We start from the raw sequence: 18,523 nt of genomic DNA on the forward strand, positions 1-18,523 counted from the left end.
CCTGGTGGCCCGTGGACGGTGAGACTCGTCCGCCTCATCTCGACCACGGGAGCGCCTTCTTGCCATCGGCAGCCATCGGTAGATCACGTCCTACCAAGCACCTCTTCGTCACCGGCGGTGTCGCCTCCAGCCTCGGCAAGGGACTGACGGCGTCCAGCCTGGGGCGGCTTCTGACGCTGCGCGGCCTCCGGGTCACCATGCAGAAGCTCGACCCCTACCTCAACGTCGACCCCGGCACGATGAACCCGTTCCAGCACGGTGAGGTCTTCGTCACCGACGACGGCGCCGAGACCGACCTGGACATCGGGCACTACGAGCGGTTCCTGGACACCGAGCTGCACGGGTCGGCGAACGTCACCACCGGGCAGGTCTACTCCAACGTGATCGCCAAGGAGCGGCGCGGGGAGTACCTCGGCGACACCGTGCAGGTGATCCCGCACATCACCAACGAGATCAAGGACCGGATCCGCGGGATGGCGGACGACACCGAGGTCGACATCGTCATCACCGAGGTCGGCGGCACGGTCGGCGACATCGAGTCGCTGCCGTTCCTGGAGTCGGTCCGGCAGATCAGGCACGAGATCGGCAGGGAGAACTGCTTCTTCCTGCACGTGTCGCTGCTGCCCTACATCGGCCCGTCCGGGGAGCTGAAGACCAAGCCGACGCAGCACTCGGTCGCGGCGCTGCGCTCCATCGGCATCCAGCCCGACGCGATCGTGTGCCGGTCGGACCGGCCGATCACCGACGGGCTCAAGCACAAGATCAGCCTGATGTGCGACGTGGACCGCGAGGCCGTCGTGTCGGCCGTGGACGCGGCGTCCATCTACGACATCCCGAAGGTGCTGCACTCCGAGGGCCTGGACGCGTACGTGGTGCGGCGGCTCGACCTGCCGTTCCGCGACGTCGACTGGGGTGCCTGGGACGAGCTGCTCCGGCGCGTCCACAAGCCGGCCCGTGAGGTGACGATCGCGCTGGTCGGCAAGTACATCGACCTCCCGGACGCGTACCTGTCGGTGACCGAGGCGCTGCGGCACGGCGGGTTCGGCAACGACGCCAAGGTGCGCATCCGCTGGGTGAAGAGCGACGACTGCGACACCCCCGAGGGCGCCAAGCGGGAGCTGGACGGCGTCGACGGCGTGCTGATCCCCGGCGGGTTCGGGGTGCGCGGCATCGAGGGCAAGCTCGGCGCCGTCCGGCACGCCCGGGAGAACCGGGTCCCGCTGCTCGGTATCTGCCTGGGCCTGCAGTGCATGGTCATCGAGGCGGCGCGGACGCTCGGCGGGCTCGCCGACGCGGGCAGCGCCGAGTTCGACGCCAGCACCGCCCACCCGGTCGTCGCGACGATGTCGGACCAGCTCGACGTCGTCGCCGGGGAGCGCGACATGGGCGGCACGATGCGGCTCGGCATGTACCCGGCCGACCTCGCCGACGGCTCCATCGTGCGGGAGCTGTACGGGGAGGCGAAGGTGTCCGAGCGGCACCGGCACCGCTACGAGGTCAACAACGCCTACCGCGACCGGCTGGAGGAGGCCGGGCTGCGGTTCTCCGGCCTGTCCCCGGACGGGCGGCTCGTCGAGTACGTGGAGCTGCCCCGCGAGCGGCACCCGTTCTTCGTCGGCACGCAGGCGCACCCGGAGTTCCGGTCCCGCCCGACGCGCCCGCACCCGCTGTTCACCGGCCTCATCGCCGCCGCGCTGGACTACGCCGAGCAGCGCGGGGCGGGCGCGTGAGCGCCGGTCTCGGTGTCGGAGACGTCCGCGACCGGCCGGAGCGCTGGCCCGTCGTGGACTCGTCCCCGGCCTTCAAGGGCCCGGTGTTCGGCGTCCGGCGCGACCGGGTGGAGATGCCGGCGGGCGACGGGACCGAGGTCGTCGGCCGGGACGTGGTCGAGCACATCGGCGCCGTCGGCGTCCTCGCCCTCGACGACCGCGGCCGGGTGCTGATGCTGCGCCAGTACCGGCACGCGGTGGCGCGGATGCTGTGGGAGGCGCCCGCCGGGCTGCGGGACGTGGACGGCGAGCCGCTGCACGAGCTCGCCGCCCGGGAGCTGCTGGAGGAGGCCGGCTACCGCGCCGGGCGCTGGGACACGCTGGTCGACGTGTTCACCTCGCCCGGCATGGCCGACGAGCGCGTCCGGATCTTCCTGGCCCGCGACCTCGCCGAGGTGCCCGCCGACGAGATCGACTTCGAGCGCGTCCACGAGGAGGCCGACATGCCGGTCGTGTGGGTGCCGCTGGACGAGGCGGTCCGCAAGGTGCTGGCCGGCGAGCTGCACAACATGATCGTGTGCATGGGGGTGCTCGCGGCGCGGGCGGCCCGCGACGCCGGCTTCGCGGCGCTGCGGCCCGCCGACGCGCCCGAGGACTGAGCCGGATGAGGTCCCCCTCCGGCGGCCGGAGGGGGCATGATGGGCGGGTCCCCGCACTCCCCGGCCGGAAGAGGTGCCGCACTGTCCCCGAGCCCGTCCCCCCGGAGCACCGCCCAGGACGCGGGCACGGGTTCCGCGCTCGACTCCGCCGTGCGGGCGTACCTGGGGCATCTCGCCGTCGAGCGGGGCCTGGCCGCCAACACCCTCAGCTCCTACCGCCGCGACCTGCGCCGCTACGCCGAGGTGCAGGACGCGCGGGGCCGCGGGGCGATCGGCGAGATCACCGAGGACGACGTCCGCGCGTTCCTGGTGGGCCTGCGGGAGGGCGGCGAGGGCCGTCCGCCGCTGTCGGCGGGCTCGGCGGCGCGGGCGCTCGTCGCGGTGCGGGGGCTGCACCGGTTCGCGCTGCGGGAGGGCCTCGCCGCCGGCGACCCCGCCCATGGCGTCAAGCCGCCGACGCCGCCGCGCCGGCTGCCGAAGGCGATCTCGCTGCAGGACGTGGAGCGGCTCCTCGCCGCGGCCGGGGCGTCCGGCGACACCGCGCGCGGCCTGCGCGACCGGGCGCTGCTCGAACTGCTCTACGGGTCGGGGGCGCGCATCTCCGAGGCGGTCGGCCTGGACGTCGACGACCTCGACCTGCGCGACGGGTTCGCCCGCGTCGCCGGCAAGGGCGGCAAGGCGCGGGTGGTGCCCATCGGCGACTACGCCCGCGAGGCCGTGGACGCCTACCTGGTGCGGGCCCGGCCCGAGCTGGCCGGGACGGGCCGCGGCGGCCCGGCGGTGTTCCTGAACGCGCGCGGCGGGCGGCTGTCGCGGCAGGGCGCCTGGATGGTGCTGCGCGCCGCCGCCGACCGGGCGCGGCTGTCGGAGGTGTCGCCGCACACGCTGCGGCACTCGTTCGCGACCCATCTGCTGGACGGGGGAGCCGACGTCCGCGTCGTCCAGGAACTGCTCGGGCACGCGTCGGTGACGACGACGCAGGTGTACACCCTGGTGACCGTGCAGCTGCTGCGCGAGGTGTACGCGACCTCGCATCCGCGGGCCCGGAGCTGACCGGCGGGGGCCGGCGGGGCAGGGGCGCACAGTGGGACGAATGGGACGGACCGGTCGCGGCACAAATCGCGACGTTCGGCGCGCGTCGGCTTGTGGCCCGAGGTGGACGGCCCTAGAGTCCCCGTTCTGGATGGCATTTCCGGGCCGCCGGGGAGGGATCTGGTGACCAGCACTAACGGTGCGGAGGGAGTCCTTTCCTCCGCCACCATAGAGACCGACCCGAGCCGCGCCCTCGGGCCCACGCAGCGACCCGTTCCGGTGTTCCCGGAGCCGGAGCCGCTGGCCGAGCACGGGCCCGCGCGGATCGTGGCCGTCTGCAACCAGAAGGGCGGCGTCGGCAAGACCACGACGACGATCAACCTGGGCGCGGCGCTCGCCGAGTACGGCCGCCGCGTGCTGCTCGTCGACTTCGACCCGCAGGGCGCCCTGTCGGTCGGGCTCGGCAAGGGCGACCCGCGCCAGCTCGACGTGACGATCCACAACCTGCTGCTCGAGCACGACACCGAGTGGGAGGACGTCGTCATCGAGACCGGCGTCGACGGGATGGACCTGCTGCCGAGCAACATCGACCTGTCCGGCGCGGAGGTCCAGCTCGTCCACGAGGTCGGGCGCGAGTACATCCTGCAGGGCGCGCTGAAGTCGGCCGTCCCGCACTACGACTACATCCTCATCGACTGCCAGCCGTCGCTCGGCCTGCTCACGGTCAACGCGCTGGCCGCCAGCGAGGGCGTGCTGATCCCGCTGGAGTGCGAGTACTTCGCGATGCGCGGCGTCGCGCTGCTGATGGAGACGATCGACAAGGTCCAGGGCCGGATCAACCCGGAACTGGTCATCGACGGAGTCCTCGGCACCATGTACGACTCGCGGACGCTGCACACCCGCGAGGTCCTCGGCCGCATCGTCGAGGCGTTCGGGGAGAAGGTCTTCCACACCGTCATCAACCGGACGGTCCGGTTCCCGGACGCGACCGTCGCCGGCGAGCCGATCACGTTCTTCGACCCGAGCTCGATGGGCGCGAACGCGTACCGGAGCCTGGCGCGGGAGGTCCTCGTCCGGTGGGCCGAGACCGACTGAGGCCGCGCGATGCTCCCGTGCGCCGGGTGACCGGGCGGTAGCGGCCGTCCGTCCGGACGCGCCGTCACCGCTCGTGGCCGGCGGTGGCGCGAAGCGCGCCCGGGGCGTGGGACGATGGGGCCGGTGAGCACAGCGCGGGAGGAGCACTCCGCTACCGTGAGCGACGTGGACGAGACGTCGCCGGAGCCCGAGCGGGGCCCCGAGCGGGACGGCGGTCCGGAGGGCGGGCAGGAGCAGGGCTTCCGCGTCCACCTGGACAACTTCGAGGGCCCGTTCGACCTGCTGCTCGGCCTGATCTCCAAGCACAAGCTCGACATCACCGAGGTGTCGCTGCACAAGGTCACCGACGACTTCATCGCGCACATCCGCTCCCACGGCCGGGACTGGGACCTCGACCAGGCCAGCCATTTCCTGCTGGTCGCCGCGACCCTGCTGGACCTGAAGGCCGCGCGGCTGCTGCCGTCCGGCGAGGTCGACGACGAGGAGGACCTGGCGCTGCTGGAGGCCCGCGACCTGCTGTTCGCGCGGCTGCTGCAGTACCGCGCCTACAAGGAGGTCGCGCAGGTCCTCGCCGGGCGGATCGCGGACGCGAGCCGGCGGTTCCCCCGCCTGGTGCCGATGGAGCCGAAGTTCGCGAACCTGCTGCCGGAGGTGCTGCTCGGCCTCGGCCCGGAGGAGTTCGCGCGGCTCGCCGCCAAGGCCCTCGCGCCGAAGGCGCCGCCCGCGGTGTCGGTCGAGCACATGTACCAGCCGAAGGCCAGCGTCAAGGAGCAGGCCGCGATCGTCGTGGGGATGCTCCGCCGGCTGCGCCGGACGACGTTCCGCGTCCTGGCCGCCGACGCGGAGGGCACCTACGAGGTCGTCGCGCGCTTCCTGGCGCTGCTGGAGCTGTACCGGGAGCAGGCCGTCACGTTCGAGCAGGACGAGCCCCTCGGCGAGCTGCGCGTGACCTGGACCGGCACCGACGACGGGGACGTCGAGGTCGGCGACGACTACGAGGGCGCCCCCGAGAAGGACCCCGCCGGCACCGGCAACGCTGACACGGGCCCCGCCGGCACGGGCGGGGCGGGGGAGAAGAACGAGGAGGACGATGACTGAGGAACCCGGCGCGGGCGCGCCGGAACTCCCGGGGACGCGCGCCTCGATCGAGGCGATCCTGCTCGTCGTGGACGAGCCGGTCACCGTGATGACGCTGGCGCAGCTGCTGGAGCGGCCCCGCGGCGAGATCGAGGAGACGCTGCGGGAGCTCGCCGCGGAATACACCGGGCAGGGCCGCGGGTTCGACCTCAGGGAGGTCGCCGGCGGATGGCGGTTCTACACCCGGGACGTGTGCGCCCCGGTGGTGGAGCGGTTCGTCACCGACGGGCAGCAGGCGCGGCTGACGCAGGCCGCGCTGGAGACGCTCGCCGTCGTCGCCTACCGGCAGCCGGTGAGCCGTGCCCGCGTGTCGGCGATCCGCGGCGTCAACAGCGACGGCGTCATGCGGACGCTGACGCTGCGCGGCCTGATCGAGGACGCCGGGCAGGACCCGGAGTCGCAGGCGCACCTGTACCGCACCACCGGGTACTTCCTGGAGCGCCTCGGCCTCCGCGACCTCGACGAGCTGCCCGAGCTCGCCCCCTACCTCCCCGATGACCTGCCAGAAGACATAGTGGATAGCTGAGGACACGTGAGCGACAACGAGGGCGTGCGGCTGCAGAAGGTGCTGGCCGAGGCCGGGATCGGCAGCCGCCGCCACTGCGAGGAGCTGATCGGCGAGGGCCGCGTCACGGTGAACGGGAAGAAGGTGTTCCGGTTCGGCGAGCGCGTCGACCCGCGGACCGCCGTCATCCACGTGGACGGCAAGCGCGTCGAGACCCGCGCGGAGATGCGCTACTACGCGATCAACAAGCCGCGCGGCGTGGTGTCGACGATGTCGGACGAGCGGGGCCGCAAGTCGCTCGCCGACTACGTGGAGGTGCCCGAGCGGCTGTTCCACGTCGGCCGGCTCGACACCGACACCGAGGGCCTGATTCTGCTCACCAACGACGGGGAGCTGTCGCACCGCCTCACCCACCCGTCCTACGGGGTCTACAAGACCTACCTGGCGGAGATCCACGGCCCGATCCCGCGCGACCTCGGCAAGCGGCTGAAGGCCGGGGTGACCCTCGAGGACGGGCCCGCGAAGGCCGACAAGTTCCGCGTCTTCGACCAGGTCGGACGACGCGTCCTGGTGGAGATCACCCTGCACGAGGGGCGCAAGCACATCGTCCGGCGGCTGCTGAAGGAGACCGGGTTCCCCGTCCAGCAGCTCGCCCGCATAGAGTTCGGGCCGATCAAGCTGGGGTCGCTGAAGCCGGGCGGGATGCGCGCGCTGACCGTGCGCGAGGTCGGCGAGCTGTACAAGGCCGTCGGCCTGTAGGGACGCCCGGGGCGAGAAGGCCCGGCACGAGGAGGGGAGACGACTGTGGCGGTACGCGCGGTCCGTGGGGCGACGCAGATCGACGCCGACGACCGGGACCAGATCCTGGAGGCGACGACGGAGCTCGTCTCCGAGGTGATGGCCCGCAACGAGCTGAGCACCGACGACGTGATCAGCGTCATCTTCACGGTGACGCCGGACCTGACCGCGGAGTTCCCGGCGCTCGCCGCCCGCAAGCTCGGCTTCCACGAGGTGCCGCTGCTGTGCGCGACCGAGATCGGCGTCCCGGGCGCGCTGCCCCGGGTGATCCGGCTGATGGCGCACATCGAGACCGGCCGCCCCCGGTCCGCCGTCCAGCACGTTTACCTGCGCGGCGCCACGGCCCTGCGCCTGGACATCGCGCAGTAGCACCGGAGAAGAGCGGAGCGAGGCGATGGCACTGCACAGTAAGGTCTTCTGGCGTGAGTGAGGACGACAGGGCGCCGCGGCGGATCGTCGTGGTCGGGACGGGCCTGATCGGGACGTCGATCGCGCTGGCGATGCGCGAGCGCGGCGCCGACGTGCTGCTGACCGACCGGGACGCGGCGGCGCTGGCGCTGGCGGTGGAGCTGGGCGCGGGGGAGGCGCTGCCGGACGGGGCGCGCGCGGAGCCCGCCGACCTGGCGGTGCTCGCGGTGCCGCCGGCCGCCGTGGCGGTGACGCTGCTGGACGCGCAGAAGCGCGGCCTCGCCGCGGCCTACACCGATGTGGCGAGCGTGAAGGCGCTGCCGCTGGCGCAGGCGGCGGAGCTGGGCTGCGATCTGACGACGTTCGTGGCGGGGCACCCCCTCGCGGGCAGCGAGCGGTCGGGGCCGGGCGCGGCGCGCGCCGATCTGTTCCTCGGCCGCCCGTGGGCGCTGTGCGCGACCCCGGAGGCGGCGCCGGAGACCGTCGAGGTCGTGACCGGCCTGGCGAAGGCGTGCGGGGCGATGCCGGTCCAGGTGGACGCCGCCGAGCACGACCGGGCGGTCGCGCTCGTCTCGCACGGCCCGCATGTGGTGTCGGCGGCCGTCGCGGCCCGGCTGACCGGCGCGGACGAGGTGGCGCTCGGCCTGTCCGGGCAGGGCGTCCGGGACGTGACCCGGATCGCGGCGAGCGACCCGCGGCTGTGGATCGGCATCCTGTCGGCGAACTCCCAGCCCGTCGCGGACGTGCTGGAGGCGGTCGCGACCGATCTCGCGGTGGCCGCGTCGCTGCTGCGCGACGGCAGCGAGGAGGCCGCCGCGCACGTCGCGGACCTGCTGCTGCGCGGGAACGCGGGCCGGTCCCGCATCCCCGGCAAGCACGGCGGCGACCAGCCGGCGTACGCGACCGTCCAGGTGGTCATCCCGGACCGTCCGGGCGAGCTCGCGATGATCTTCCAGGCGGCGGGGATCGCGCAGGTCAACATCGAGGACGTGACGATCGAGCATTCGCCGGGCCGCCCGCTCGGCGTGCTGGAGCTGTCGGTGGTCCCGGAGGCCGCCGAGCGGCTGGCGGCGGAGCTGCGCGCCCGCGGCTGGTCCGTCCCCGGCTAGTCCCGGGGACCGGTAGCCTGGGTCGCCGGGGCTTGTCCGGGGGACCTGCGCGCGCCCGTGCGGCGGCGAGCGCCGCCCTGCTCCGTCCGCCGGCCCGCGGCCGCCGGGCGTTCCGACGAAGAAGAGAGGGAGCGATCGTGTCGCTCGTCATCGCCATGGACGGACCCTCCGGTTCGGGCAAGTCCAGCGCGTCCAAGGGGGTCGCCCGGGCGCTCGGGCTGCGCTACCTGGACACCGGTGCGATGTACCGCGCCATGACGTGGTGGATGCTGGAGAACGGCGTCCCGGTCGAGGACGGCGCCGCCGTCGCGGCCCGCGCGCTCGACCCGGAGATCGCCTGCGGCACCGACCCGGACGCGCCCGCGATCACGGTGGACGGCACGGACGTGGCCGGCCCGATCCGCACCCGCGAGGTGACGAACGCGGTCAGCGCGGTCAGCGCCGTCCCGGCGGTCCGCGCCCGCCTCGTCGAGCTGCAGCGGGAGGTCATCGGGGCCGGCGGGATCGTGGTGGAGGGCCGCGACATCGGCACGGTCGTCGCCCCCGACGCGGCCGTGAAGGTGTATCTGACGGCCAGCGAGGAGGCGCGCGCCGCGCGCCGCGCGAAGGACCTGGCCGCCGACCCGGGCGCGTCGGTGACGGTCACGCAGGCCGAGCAGGCCAGGCGGGACCGGCTCGACTCCACCCGGAAGGCGTCGCCGCTGACGAAGGCGGCCGGCGCGCACGAGATCGACTCGACGGAGCTGAGCCTCGCCGAGGTCATCGAGGCGGTCGTCCGCCTCGCCAAAGAGCATGATTGACTTCCTCCTCTCCCTGAAAGGAAGGGGATTCCCGCGGCTCGCGCCGTGGGGGTTTCTGCTTCGTCGCCGATTGCGGAAGGGGAGACCCTTGCCGTCTGACATCAGCTCCACAGACCTCGCCGGGGCGAGCCCCAGCTGCGGCTCGACCAGCCGCAAGGATGTTCTTGGCCGCGTTGTGGTCCCGGTCGTGCCGGGTGCGGCAGCCCGGACACGTCCAGTGCCGGGTGGACGGGCTCAGCTTCTCCAGCAGGTGCCCGCAGTTCGAGCAGGTCTTGGACGACGGGTACCACCGGTCGATGACGATCAGGGTGCGTCCGGCGCGGTGGGCCTTGTACTCCAGTTGGCGGCGGAACTCGCCCCACCCGCAGTCGGAGATCGCCTTGGCCATCTGCAACTCCCCGTCGCGCATGCGGAACGCCGAGCGGGTGTAGTGCGCCGACTGGCGGGACGTGCGGGTTTTGAAACGGGGGTAGCGGGCGCGTCCGGCGAAGAAGCCGGCGAACGCTGCGTGCTGGTGCCGCAGCGCCTGCTGCAGCGGAACCGAGGACACCTCGGACAGGAACGCCAGCTCCTCGGTCTTCTTCCACGCGGTCAGCGCGGCGTCGGTCTCCTTGTAAGAGGTGCGCCTACCGTGAGAGTGCCAGGCGCGATGGCGTTCGGCGAGGGTCTTGTTCCACACCAGACGCACACAGCCGAACGTGCGGCCGAAGATGGCCGCCTGCTCGGGGTCGGGGTAGGCCCGGCACTTGTACGCCGTCCCCATGACTGTCACGTTACTCCCGGACCGGACGGCTGTAAGGGTTTTCGGAGATGTGTGACCCGGTCTGGGGAGCGTCCCGGTTGCGCCGGGCCGCTCCTAGCGGAGTCCGAATTCCTCTCCGGTCCAAAGGGCCGGGGCATCCTTCAGAGGACCAGGTGAACAGTTGAGCGATTACGAGATCGAGACGGTGGACGTCGTGGACGGCGTCGCCGACGAGGCGGGCCCGGCGCCGGTCGTGGCGGTGGTGGGGCGGCCGAACGTCGGCAAGTCCACCCTCGTCAACCGGATCCTCGGCCGCCGTGAGGCCGTCGTGGAGGACGTCCCGGGCGTGACCCGCGACCGGGTCGCCTACGACGCGACGTGGAGCGGGCGGCGGTTCACCGTCGTCGACACCGGCGGCTGGCTGCCCGACTCGTCCGGCCTGGCCGCGGCGATCGCCGAGCAGGCGCGGCTGGCGGTCGACCTCGCGGACGTGGTGATGTTCGTGGTCGACGCGACCGTGGGCGCCACCGACGTGGACGAGGCCGTGGTGGAGATCCTGCGCCGGTCCGGCAAGCCGGTGGTGCTGGTGGCCAACAAGGTCGACGACATCGGCGCCGAGTCGGACGCGGCGCTGCTGTGGTCGCTCGGCATCGGCGAGCCGCACCCGGTCAGCGCGCTGCACGGGCGCGGCAGCGGCGACCTGCTCGACGCGGTGCTGGAGGCGCTGCCGCAGGAGCCGCCGGCGGAGTCGTTCGGCGCCGAGGGCGGGCCGCGCCGGGTGGCGCTGCTCGGCCGTCCGAACGTCGGCAAGTCGAGCCTGCTGAACAAGCTGGCGGGGGAGCAGCGCGCGGTCGTCGACTCGGTGGCGGGCACGACCCGCGACCCGGTCGACGAGCTGATCGAGCTCGGCGGCAGGACCTGGCGGTTCATCGACACGGCGGGGATCCGGCGGCGGCACCGGGAGAACCAGGGCGCCGACTTCTACGCGACGCTGCGCACCCAGTCGGCGCTGGAGCGCGCCGAGGTCGCGGTGGTGCTGGTGGACGCCGACCAGCCGCTCGCCGAGCAGGACCTGCGGATCATCTCGATGGTGGTCGAGTCCGGCCGCGCGCTGGTGATCGCCTACAACAAGTGGGACCTGCTGGACGAGGAGCGCCGCCACTACCTGGAGCGCGAGATCGACCGGCAGCTGCACAGCGCCCGCTGGGCGCCGCGGGTGAACATCTCCGCGAAGACCGGCCGGCACATGGAGAAGCTGGTGCCGGGCATCGAGACCGCGCTGGACGGCTGGGGCACCCGCGTCCCGACGTCCAAGCTGAACCAGTTCTTCGCCGACCTGGTGAACTCCCACCCGCACCCGGTGCGGGGCGGCAAGCAGCCGCGGGTGCTGTTCGCGACGCAGGCGGGCGTGCGGCCGCCGCGGTTCGTGCTGTTCACCTCCGGGTTCCTGGAGGAGGGCTACCGGCGGTTCATCGAGCGGCGGCTGCGCGAGGAGTTCGGCTTCGAGGGCACCCCGCTCGACATCGCGATGAAGATCCGCGAGAAGCGGGGCAAGGGCGGGAAGTAGCGGAACCGGGCCGCGTCGTGTCAGGATGCCTTCTACGGGACGAGAGTAAGTCTTCCATTACTCGCTGATCCCGGGACGGACAACGGTTTCGTCCGGGGGCCTGCCCTCCGGGCATCAGGGCGCGGGTCGAGGGGTGCGACGTGAAGCTCTTGCTACTGCTCTGCGTGGCCGCCGGATGCGTGGCGCTCAGCTTCGCCTGGCGGGAACCGTGGATCGGCGGCGTGGGCCTGCTGATCGCCTTCGTGGCCATGTTCACCGACCGCGACGATGTCCGGACGGACGACGAGCGCGGCAGCTACGAGACCACCAAGGCCGTCCGCAACATGCGCGCTCGCGACCGCAAGTGACGCCGGCGGACGGCCCGGGCGGCCGTCAGCGGTCGTAGCGCGGGTCGCCCGCGACGTGCTGGTCGCCGGGCCGCGGCGACGGCGGGCCCGGCTGGTTCTCCCGCGCGTAGCGTCCGTGCACGATCGGCTGGGTGGTGCCGGCCGGTGCGGGTTCCCGTGCGGGCAGGGGCCGTTCTCGCGCGCCGACGACGGCGAACCGGCCGAGCGCGAACGCGGCGAGGAAGACGATCACGACGCCGAGCCCGGTGAACCCGGCGAGCCGCTCGGCGAGGATCTGGCCCTCGGTGGTGCCGAGCGGGGCGCCGATGCCGGTCACGTCCCACAGTGTGGCGAGGAGCGGTCCGACGGCGAACCAGGCGCCGCCGAGCGCGGCCAGCCAGCCGCCGAACATCGCGAAGGCGCGGTTGGCGCTGAAGAGCAGGATCAGCCCGCCGAGCACGGCCGCGGCGGCGGGCGCGATGCTCAGTTCGAGCCGGTCGGTGGTGTAGACCCAGGTGTCGTCCGGTGCGAAGCCGAAGCCGAAGTAGGGGCCGGCGAAGGGCAGCAGGCCGCCCCACAGCCCCAGCAGGATCAGCAGGACTCCACTGAGGACGCCCCGGGTGCGGGGTGCTCGCATGGTCCCAGTCATGATCATTCCTCCTGACCGGGCGTCCGAATTCCGTTTTGAGTCACCGTTTACCCGGAGCCGGGCGATCCACACGGTTCAAAGACCCACACGTGGCCAAAAAGGGAGCATTTCCATGGAAAGTGGATATTCGGGTCAACGTCGAGTGCCGTTGAGCAGGGGCCGATCCGCAACTGCGAGCTTGGACGTAAGCTAATGCTCGCAGGTCCGCGAGAAGATGGCATCTTTCCCTCGCATCTGCGGTTGGCTAGGCTGAGGCCCGTGACCACGTTCAGGATCAGTGAGGCGGCGGCGCTGCTCGGGGTCAGCGCGGACACCGTCCGCCGCTGGGTGGACGGCGGGCGGCTCCCGGCGTCCCGCGACGAGCACGGGCACCGGCGCGTGCCCGGCGCCGAGCTCGCCGCGTTCGTGCGCGACCAGGCGCGCGGTGCGGCGCCGTCCGACCAGCCCGAGCGGTTCTCCTCGGCGCGCAACCGGCTGCGCGGCATCGTCACCGACGTGGTCCGGGACGGGGTGATGGCGCAGGTGGAGATCCAGGCGGGCCCGTTCCGGGTGGTGTCGCTGATGAGCAGGGAGGCCGCCGACGACCTCGGCCTCCAGGTGGGCGTGGTCGCCGAGGCGGTCGTGAAGTCGACGAACGTCGTGGTCGAGGTCGCGGAACCGGGAGCATCATGATCAAGCGCACCGCGGTGGCGGCCGCCCTCCTGCTCGCGGCGGCGGGCTGCGGTGACGTCGAAGGCGGCTCGTCCGGCGCGGACGCGGGCAAGGCCGGCGGCGGGACGCTGACGGTGTTCGCGGCGGCGTCGCTGACCGAGGCGTTCACGGCGCTCGGGAAGAGGTTCGAGGGCGCGCACCCCGGCGTGCGGGTCCGGTTCAACTTCGGCGGCAGCTCGACGCTCGCGCAGCAGATCACGCAGGGCGCCCCGGCGGACGTGTTCGCGTCCGCGAACCCGGCCACGATGAAGACCGTGGCGGACGCGGGCGAGGCGTCCGGGCGGCCGCGCGTGTTCACCAGGAACCGCCTGGTCATCGCCGTCCCCAAGGACGACCCCGGCAGGGTGGCCAAGCTCGGGGACCTGTCCCGGCCGGGCCTGAAGGTGGCCCTGTGCGCGGTGCAGGTGCCCTGCGGGTCCGCCGCGAAGACCGCGCTCGACGCCGCCGGGGTCCGCGTCGAGCCCGCGTCGCGGGAGAGGGACGTCAAGGCCGTCCTGACCAAGGTCGGGCTCGGGGAGGCCGACGCCGGTCTCGTCTACCGCACCGACGTCAGGGCGGCGGACGGGAGGGTCCGCGGGATCGAGTTCCCCGAGGCGGCGAAGGCCGTCAACGACTACCCGATCGTCCAGGTCGCCAAGGCCCCGAACGCCGCCCTCGCCGGGGACTTCATCGACCTGGTGCTCGGCTCGCAGGGCGAGGCGGTGCTGACCGGGGCGGGCTTCGAAGCGCCATGAGACCCGACGCGGTGCCGGGCCGGCCGCCGTGGATCCTGCTGCTGCCCGCGCTGACCGGGCTGGCGTTCCTGGTACTGCCCCTGGCCGGGCTGCTCGTCCGGGCGCCCTGGGCGACGCTCGGCACCCGGCTGCTCGAGCCGCAGGTGCTGGACGCGCTGCGCCTGTCGCTGCTCAGCGCCACCCTGGCCACCTGCCTGTGCGTGCTGTTCGGCGTCCCGCTGGCCTGGACGCTGGCGCGCGTCCCGTTCCCCGGCGTCCGCCTGGTCCGCGCGCTGGTGACGGTGCCGCTGGTGCTGCCGCCGGTCGTGGGCGGCGTCGCGCTGCTGCTCGTCCTCGGCCGGCGCGGCCTGGTCGGCGGCCTGCTGGACTCCGCCTTCGGGATCACGTTCCCGTTCACCACCGCCGGCGTCGTGCTGGCCGAGACGTTCGTGGCGATGCCGTTCCTGGTGATCAGCGTGGAGGGCGCGCTGCGCGCCGCCGACCTGCGCTACGAGGAGGCCGCCGCCACCCTCGGCGCCGGCCGCTGGACGGTCTTCCGCCGGGTCACGCTGCCGCTCGTCGCACCGGGCGTGGCGGCCGGCGCCGTCCTGTGCTGGGCGCGGGCGCTCGGCGAGTTCGGCGCGACGATCACCTTCGCGGGCAACTTCCCGGGCCGCACGCAGACGATGCCGCTCGCCGTCTACCTGGCGCTGGAGACCGACCCGCAGGCCGCGATCGTGCTCAGCCTCGTCCTGCTCGCCGTCTCGGTGATCGTCTTGGCGGCCCTGCGCGACCGGTGGGTGAACACCACGTGAGCGACACGAGCGACGGGCTGGACGCCCACCTCGTCGTGCGGCGGGCGGGGTTCGGCCTCGACCTGCCGCTGACCGCCGCGCCGGGCGAGGTCGTGGCGCTGCTCGGTCCGAACGGCGCCGGGAAGAGCACCGCGCTGCGGGCGCTGGCCGGGCTCGTCCCGATGGCGGGCGGACACGTGCGGGTGGACGGCGAGGACCTGCGCCCGCTGCCGCCCGACCGCCGCGGCATCGGCATGGTCTTCCAGGACTACCTGCTGTTCCCGCACCTCAGCGTGCTGGAGAACGTCGCGTTCGGGCCGCGCTGCCGGGGCGCCGGGCGCCGCGCCGCCCGCCGCACCGCCGCCGAGTGGCTGGAGCGCGTCGGGCTCGGCGAGTACGCGTCGGCCCGTCCCCGCGCGCTGTCGGGCGGGCAGGCGCAGCGCGTCGCGCTCGCCCGCGCGCTGGCCGTCGATCCGGGCCTGCTCCTGCTGGACGAGCCGCTCGCCGCCCTCGACGCCCGCACGCGGCTGGAGATCCGAGCCGCGCTGCGCCGCCACCTCGCCGGGTTCGCGGGCGCGGCGGTGCTCGTCACCCACGACCCGCTGGACGCGATGGTGCTGGCCGACCGCATCGCGGTGGTCGAGGGCGGGCGGCTCGTCCAGGAGGGGGCGCCGGCGGACGTCGCGCGCCGCCCCCGCACCGGCTACGTGGCGCGGCTCGTCGGGTTGAACCTGTACCGGGGCAGGGCCGAGGGCGGGACCGTGGTGATCGGCGGCGGCGCCGGGACCCTGGACACGGTGGACTCACCCGAGGGTGAGGTGTTCATAGCGTTCGCGCCATCGTCGGTGGCGCTGTACCGGACGCGTCCCGACGGCAGCCCGCGCAACCTGTGGCGCGCCCGCGTGGCGGCGGTGGAACGGCAGGGCGACCGTGTCCGGGTGCAGCTGTCCGGACCGCCATTCGACGCGGTCGCGGACGTGACTCCGGCCGCCGTCGCGGAACTCCAATTGTCGGAGGGCAGCACGATCTGGGCGGCCGTGAAGGCCACCGAAACCCGCGTTTACCCAGCTTGAAGGTCCCCCTACCGAAGCACGCCGGGGTGGCGGGCGTCACGTCCGCCCTCGCGTGAGAACAATCACAAAGCGGGCAAGAAGTCTCAAATGCGGACGGGATTGGTCCAGACCAAATGGCAAAAACGACGGGTCTTGTTCATCATGCAAACATCCTGCGAACAGCTGAAGGAGTAGCCCGTGTCCATCCAGGTCCCCGGCCTCGACCAGGCCCCAACTGGCCACACCGAACTGATTGAGTGGGTACGCGGGATCGCCGAGCTGACCAAGCCGGACCGCGTGCAGTGGTGCGACGGCTCGGACGAGGAGTGGGAGCGGCTCACCGGCCTCCTCGTCGAGCGGGGCACGCTCACGCGGCTCGACCCGGCCAAACGGCCGAACAGCTTCCACGCCGCGTCCGACCCCACCGACGTCGCCCGCGTCGAGGACCGCACGTTCATCTGCTCCGAGAAGGAGGAGGACGCCGGTCCCACCAACAACTGGGTCGCCCCCGCCGAGATGAAGGAGACCCTCAACGGCCTCTTCGACGGCTGCATGAAGGGGCGCACCATGTACGTGGTGCCGTTCTGCATGGGCCCGCTCGGCGGCACGATCTCCCAGCTCGGCGTCGAGATCACCGACTCCGCCTACGTCGCGGTGTCGATGAAGATCATGACGCGGATGGGCGCGGGCGCGCTGAAGCTCATCGAGGAGCGCGGCTCGTTCGTCAAGGCCGTCCACTCCGTCGGCGCACCGCTCGAGCCGGGCCAGGCCGACGCCGCGTGGCCGTGCAACTCCACCAAGTACATCACGCACTTCCCCGAGACCCGGGAGATCTGGTCGTACGGGTCCGGCTACGGCGGCAACGCCCTGCTGGGCAAGAAGTGCTACGCGCTGCGGATCGCCTCGACGATGGCCCGCGACGAGGGCTGGATGGCCGAGCACATGCTCGTCCTCAAGCTCACCCCGCCGGAGGGCGAGACCCGCTACGTCGCCGCCGCGTTCCCGTCGGCGTGCGGCAAGACCAACCTCGCGATGCTGGAGCCGACCATCCCCGGCTGGAAGGTCGAGACGATCGGCGACGACATCGCCTGGATGCGGTTCGGCGACGACGGCCGCCTCTACGCCATCAACCCGGAGGCCGGCTTCTTCGGCGTCGCCCCCGGCACCGGCGAGAGCACCAACGCCAACGCCGTGAAGACGCTGTGGGGCAACAGCATCTTCACCAACGTCGCGCTGACCGACGACGGCGACGTGTGGTGGGAGGGGCTCACCGACGAGCCGCCCGCGCACCTCACCGACTGGAAGGGCAACGACTGGACGCCGGAGTCCGACACCCCGGCGGCCCACCCGAACGCCCGCTTCACCACCCCGGCCGGGCAGTGCCCGATCATCGCCGACGAGTGGGAGGACCCGAAGGGCGTCCCGATCTCGGCGATCCTGTTCGGCGGCCGGCGCGCCTCCGCCGTCCCGCTGGTCACCGAGTCCTTCGACTGGCAGCAGGGCGTGTTCCTCGGCGCGAACATCGCGTCGGAGAAGACCGCCGCCGCCGAGGGCGCCGTCGGCGAGCTGCGCCGCGACCCGTTCGCCATGCTGCCGTTCTGCGGCTACAACATGGGCGACTACTTCGGCCACTGGCTCGACATCGGCAAGGCCACCGACGCCGAGAAGCTTCCGCGGATCTACTACGTCAACTGGTTCCGCAAGAACGCCGACGGCAGGTTCATCTGGCCCGGCTTCGGCGAGAACAGCCGCGTCCTGAAGTGGATCGTGGAGCGGCTCAACGGCAAGGCCGACGCCGCCAAGTCGCCGATCGGGCACCTGCCGACCAAGGCGGCGCTCGACACCGACGGCCTCGCCATGGACGACGCCGACCTGGAGACGCTCCTGTCGGTCGACACCGAGGTGTGGAAGCAGGAGGCCGCCCTCGTGCCGGAGTTCTTCGAGAAGTTCGGTGACCACATGCCGAAGGCGCTGTGGGACGAGTACCACGACCTGGTGCGCCGCCTGGAGCACTGACCCGGCGCACGGCGTGAGCGCGGGGCCGGCCGCGGACTTTGCGGAGTCCGCGACCGGCCTTGGCGTTGCCGGGACGGAAAACGGGCCATCACTTGGGGAAGTCCCCGACCCAGGGAGGCCCGGCATGCTCGACCTGATGACGCGGCACTGGTGGGTGCTGGCCCTGCGCGGCGCGTTCGCGATCCTGTTCGGCATCGTCGCGCTCGTGTGGCCCGGCATCACCGTCTTCGCGCTGGTGCTGCTGTTCGGCGCGTACGCGCTCGCGGACGGGATCGTCGCGGTGACGCAGGCGGTCCGCGGCACGACCGGCGGACCGCGCGGCCTGCTCGCGCTGTCCGGGGTCGCCGGGATCGCGCTCGGCATCGCCGCGCTGGCCTGGCCGGGCATCACCGCGTTCATCCTGCTGATGCTGATCGCCGCGTGGGCGGTCGCGACCGGCCTGCTGGAGATCGTCGTCGCGGTCGCGCTGCACCGCGAGCTGCGCGGCGAATGGCTCTACGTGCTGACCGGCGCGATCTCGCTGATCTTCGGGATCCTGCTGTTCGCCTGGCCGGTCTCGGGGGCGATCGCGGTGGTCTGGCTGATCGGCCTGCTCGCGCTGCTGTTCGGCGCCGCGATGCTCGGCGTCGCGTTCCGGCTGCGCCGGCTCGGCCGGACCGCGGAGCGGCCGCACGGGGCGCCCACCGCCCACCGCCCCTGAC

Annotated in this window: 20 protein-coding genes; 18 read left to right on the forward strand and 2 right to left on the reverse strand. The window is 72.8% G+C overall.

From position 1 onward, the window contains the following. Window positions 1–59 precede the first annotated feature (59 nt). The 10 genes from E1284_RS13890 to cmk all read left to right on the forward strand — a co-directional run bounded on the left by E1284_RS13890 (window position 60) and on the right by cmk (window position 9,252). Window positions 60–1,730 carry a CTP synthase gene (locus E1284_RS13890; protein ID WP_203596926.1) on the forward strand — a complete coding sequence of 557 codons (1,671 nt, stop codon included), beginning with the start codon at window positions 60–62 and terminating at the stop codon, window positions 1,728–1,730. Beyond that, window positions 1,727–2,368 carry an NUDIX domain-containing protein gene (locus E1284_RS13895; protein WP_131939480.1) on the forward strand — a complete coding sequence of 214 codons (642 nt, stop codon included), beginning with the start codon at window positions 1,727–1,729 and terminating at the stop codon, window positions 2,366–2,368. Before E1284_RS13890 ends, E1284_RS13895 begins: the two co-directional genes overlap by 4 nt. A gap of 36 nt (window positions 2,369–2,404) precedes the next feature. Next, a complete protein-coding gene (locus E1284_RS13900; protein ID WP_243714467.1) occupies window positions 2,405–3,421 on the forward strand; it encodes a site-specific tyrosine recombinase XerD in 1,017 nt (338 codons plus the stop codon). Window positions 3,422–3,628: 207 nt separating this feature from the next. After that, the gene (locus E1284_RS13905; protein WP_243714470.1) at window positions 3,629–4,495 is read left to right on the forward strand and encodes a ParA family protein; all 867 of its coding nucleotides are present in this window, start codon (window positions 3,629–3,631) and stop codon (window positions 4,493–4,495) included. A gap of 252 nt (window positions 4,496–4,747) precedes the next feature. Then, window positions 4,748–5,593, forward strand: coding sequence for a segregation and condensation protein A (locus tag E1284_RS13910; RefSeq protein WP_243714471.1), 846 nt, complete (start codon window positions 4,748–4,750; stop codon window positions 5,591–5,593). After that, complete coding sequence (gene scpB / locus E1284_RS13915; RefSeq protein ID WP_131939482.1) at window positions 5,586–6,158, forward strand: SMC-Scp complex subunit ScpB; 573 nt, start codon at window positions 5,586–5,588, stop codon at window positions 6,156–6,158. The genes E1284_RS13910 and scpB overlap by 8 nt, the downstream gene beginning before the upstream one ends. A 6-nt stretch (window positions 6,159–6,164) precedes the next feature. Further along, window positions 6,165–6,896, forward strand: a complete 732-nt coding sequence (locus E1284_RS13920) for a pseudouridine synthase (protein ID WP_131939483.1) — start codon at window positions 6,165–6,167, stop codon at window positions 6,894–6,896. 45 nt (window positions 6,897–6,941) lie between these two features. Next, on the forward strand, window positions 6,942–7,304 hold the full coding sequence (aroH, locus tag E1284_RS13925; RefSeq protein ID WP_131939484.1) for a chorismate mutase: 363 nt from the start codon (window positions 6,942–6,944) through the stop codon (window positions 7,302–7,304). Between the two features lie 53 nt (window positions 7,305–7,357). Beyond that, complete coding sequence (locus E1284_RS13930; protein WP_207923745.1) at window positions 7,358–8,452, forward strand: prephenate dehydrogenase; 1,095 nt, start codon at window positions 7,358–7,360, stop codon at window positions 8,450–8,452. A 137-nt stretch (window positions 8,453–8,589) separates the two neighbouring features. After that, window positions 8,590–9,252, forward strand: a complete 663-nt coding sequence (gene cmk / locus E1284_RS13935) for a (d)CMP kinase (protein ID WP_243714468.1) — start codon at window positions 8,590–8,592, stop codon at window positions 9,250–9,252. Here cmk and E1284_RS13940 read toward each other — a convergent pair. Continuing rightward, window positions 9,212–10,015 (reverse strand): RNA-guided endonuclease InsQ/TnpB family protein, encoded by an 804-nt coding sequence (locus E1284_RS13940; RefSeq protein ID WP_243714469.1) that lies wholly within the window; start codon window positions 10,013–10,015, stop codon window positions 9,212–9,214. The two genes, cmk and E1284_RS13940, sit on opposite strands and share 41 nt — an antisense overlap. 160 nt (window positions 10,016–10,175) lie before the next feature. On the opposite strand from E1284_RS13940, the gene der reads away from it, so the two are divergent. Then, the gene (gene der, locus E1284_RS13945) at window positions 10,176–11,561 is read left to right on the forward strand and encodes a ribosome biogenesis GTPase Der (protein ID WP_131939485.1); all 1,386 of its coding nucleotides are present in this window, start codon (window positions 10,176–10,178) and stop codon (window positions 11,559–11,561) included. 140 nt (window positions 11,562–11,701) lie between these two features. Further along, a complete protein-coding gene (locus tag E1284_RS13950) occupies window positions 11,702–11,908 on the forward strand; it encodes a hypothetical protein (RefSeq protein WP_131939486.1) in 207 nt (68 codons plus the stop codon). A 25-nt stretch (window positions 11,909–11,933) separates the two neighbouring features. On the opposite strand, the gene E1284_RS13955 is transcribed toward E1284_RS13950, so the two are convergent. Next, window positions 11,934–12,536: a hypothetical protein gene (locus E1284_RS13955; protein ID WP_131939487.1), complete on the reverse strand. Its 603-nt coding sequence runs from the start codon at window positions 12,534–12,536 to the stop codon at window positions 11,934–11,936. A 258-nt stretch (window positions 12,537–12,794) separates the two neighbouring features. On the opposite strand from E1284_RS13955, the gene E1284_RS13960 reads away from it, so the two are divergent. The 6 genes from E1284_RS13960 to E1284_RS13985 all read left to right on the forward strand — a co-directional run bounded on the left by E1284_RS13960 (window position 12,795) and on the right by E1284_RS13985 (window position 18,522). Then, window positions 12,795–13,208 (forward strand): TOBE domain-containing protein, encoded by a 414-nt coding sequence (locus E1284_RS13960; protein WP_131939488.1) that lies wholly within the window; start codon window positions 12,795–12,797, stop codon window positions 13,206–13,208. After that, window positions 13,205–13,981 carry a molybdate ABC transporter substrate-binding protein gene (gene modA / locus E1284_RS13965; protein WP_131939489.1) on the forward strand — a complete coding sequence of 259 codons (777 nt, stop codon included), beginning with the start codon at window positions 13,205–13,207 and terminating at the stop codon, window positions 13,979–13,981. The genes E1284_RS13960 and modA overlap by 4 nt, the downstream gene beginning before the upstream one ends. Beyond that, window positions 13,978–14,775 (forward strand): ABC transporter permease, encoded by a 798-nt coding sequence (locus tag E1284_RS13970; RefSeq protein ID WP_131939490.1) that lies wholly within the window; start codon window positions 13,978–13,980, stop codon window positions 14,773–14,775. Before modA ends, E1284_RS13970 begins: the two co-directional genes overlap by 4 nt. Then, window positions 14,772–15,827, forward strand: a complete 1,056-nt coding sequence (locus tag E1284_RS13975) for an ABC transporter ATP-binding protein (RefSeq protein WP_207923746.1) — start codon at window positions 14,772–14,774, stop codon at window positions 15,825–15,827. The genes E1284_RS13970 and E1284_RS13975 overlap by 4 nt, the downstream gene beginning before the upstream one ends. A 177-nt stretch (window positions 15,828–16,004) precedes the next feature. Then, on the forward strand, window positions 16,005–17,822 hold the full coding sequence (locus E1284_RS13980; RefSeq protein WP_131939492.1) for a phosphoenolpyruvate carboxykinase (GTP): 1,818 nt from the start codon (window positions 16,005–16,007) through the stop codon (window positions 17,820–17,822). A gap of 124 nt (window positions 17,823–17,946) precedes the next feature. Next, entirely contained in the window at window positions 17,947–18,522 is a 576-nt protein-coding gene (locus E1284_RS13985; RefSeq protein ID WP_131939493.1) for an HdeD family acid-resistance protein, read from the forward strand. Window position 18,523: the final 1 nt, after the last annotated feature.

The sequence above is a fragment of the Actinomadura bangladeshensis genome (genome assembly GCF_004348335.1).
GTDB classification, from domain to species: domain Bacteria; phylum Actinomycetota; class Actinomycetes; order Streptosporangiales; family Streptosporangiaceae; genus Spirillospora; species Spirillospora bangladeshensis.

Bases quoted from the DNA above. Each gene is read 5' to 3' on its own strand.
- E1284_RS13900 (WP_243714467.1), top strand. From the start codon at position 2,405: ATGATGGGCGGGTCCCCGCACTCCCCGGCCGGAAGAGGTGCCGCACTG.
- scpB (WP_131939482.1), top strand. From the start codon at position 5,586: ATGACTGAGGAACCCGGCGCGGGCGCGCCGGAACTCCCGGGGACGCGC.
- E1284_RS13940 (WP_243714469.1), bottom strand. From the start codon at position 10,015: ATGGGGACGGCGTACAAGTGCCGGGCCTACCCCGACCCCGAGCAGGCG.
- E1284_RS13955 (WP_131939487.1), bottom strand. From the start codon at position 12,536: ATGACTGGGACCATGCGAGCACCCCGCACCCGGGGCGTCCTCAGTGGA.
- modA (WP_131939489.1), top strand. From the start codon at position 13,205: ATGATCAAGCGCACCGCGGTGGCGGCCGCCCTCCTGCTCGCGGCGGCG.
- E1284_RS13970 (WP_131939490.1), top strand. From the start codon at position 13,978: ATGAGACCCGACGCGGTGCCGGGCCGGCCGCCGTGGATCCTGCTGCTG.
- E1284_RS13985 (WP_131939493.1), top strand. From the start codon at position 17,947: ATGCTCGACCTGATGACGCGGCACTGGTGGGTGCTGGCCCTGCGCGGC.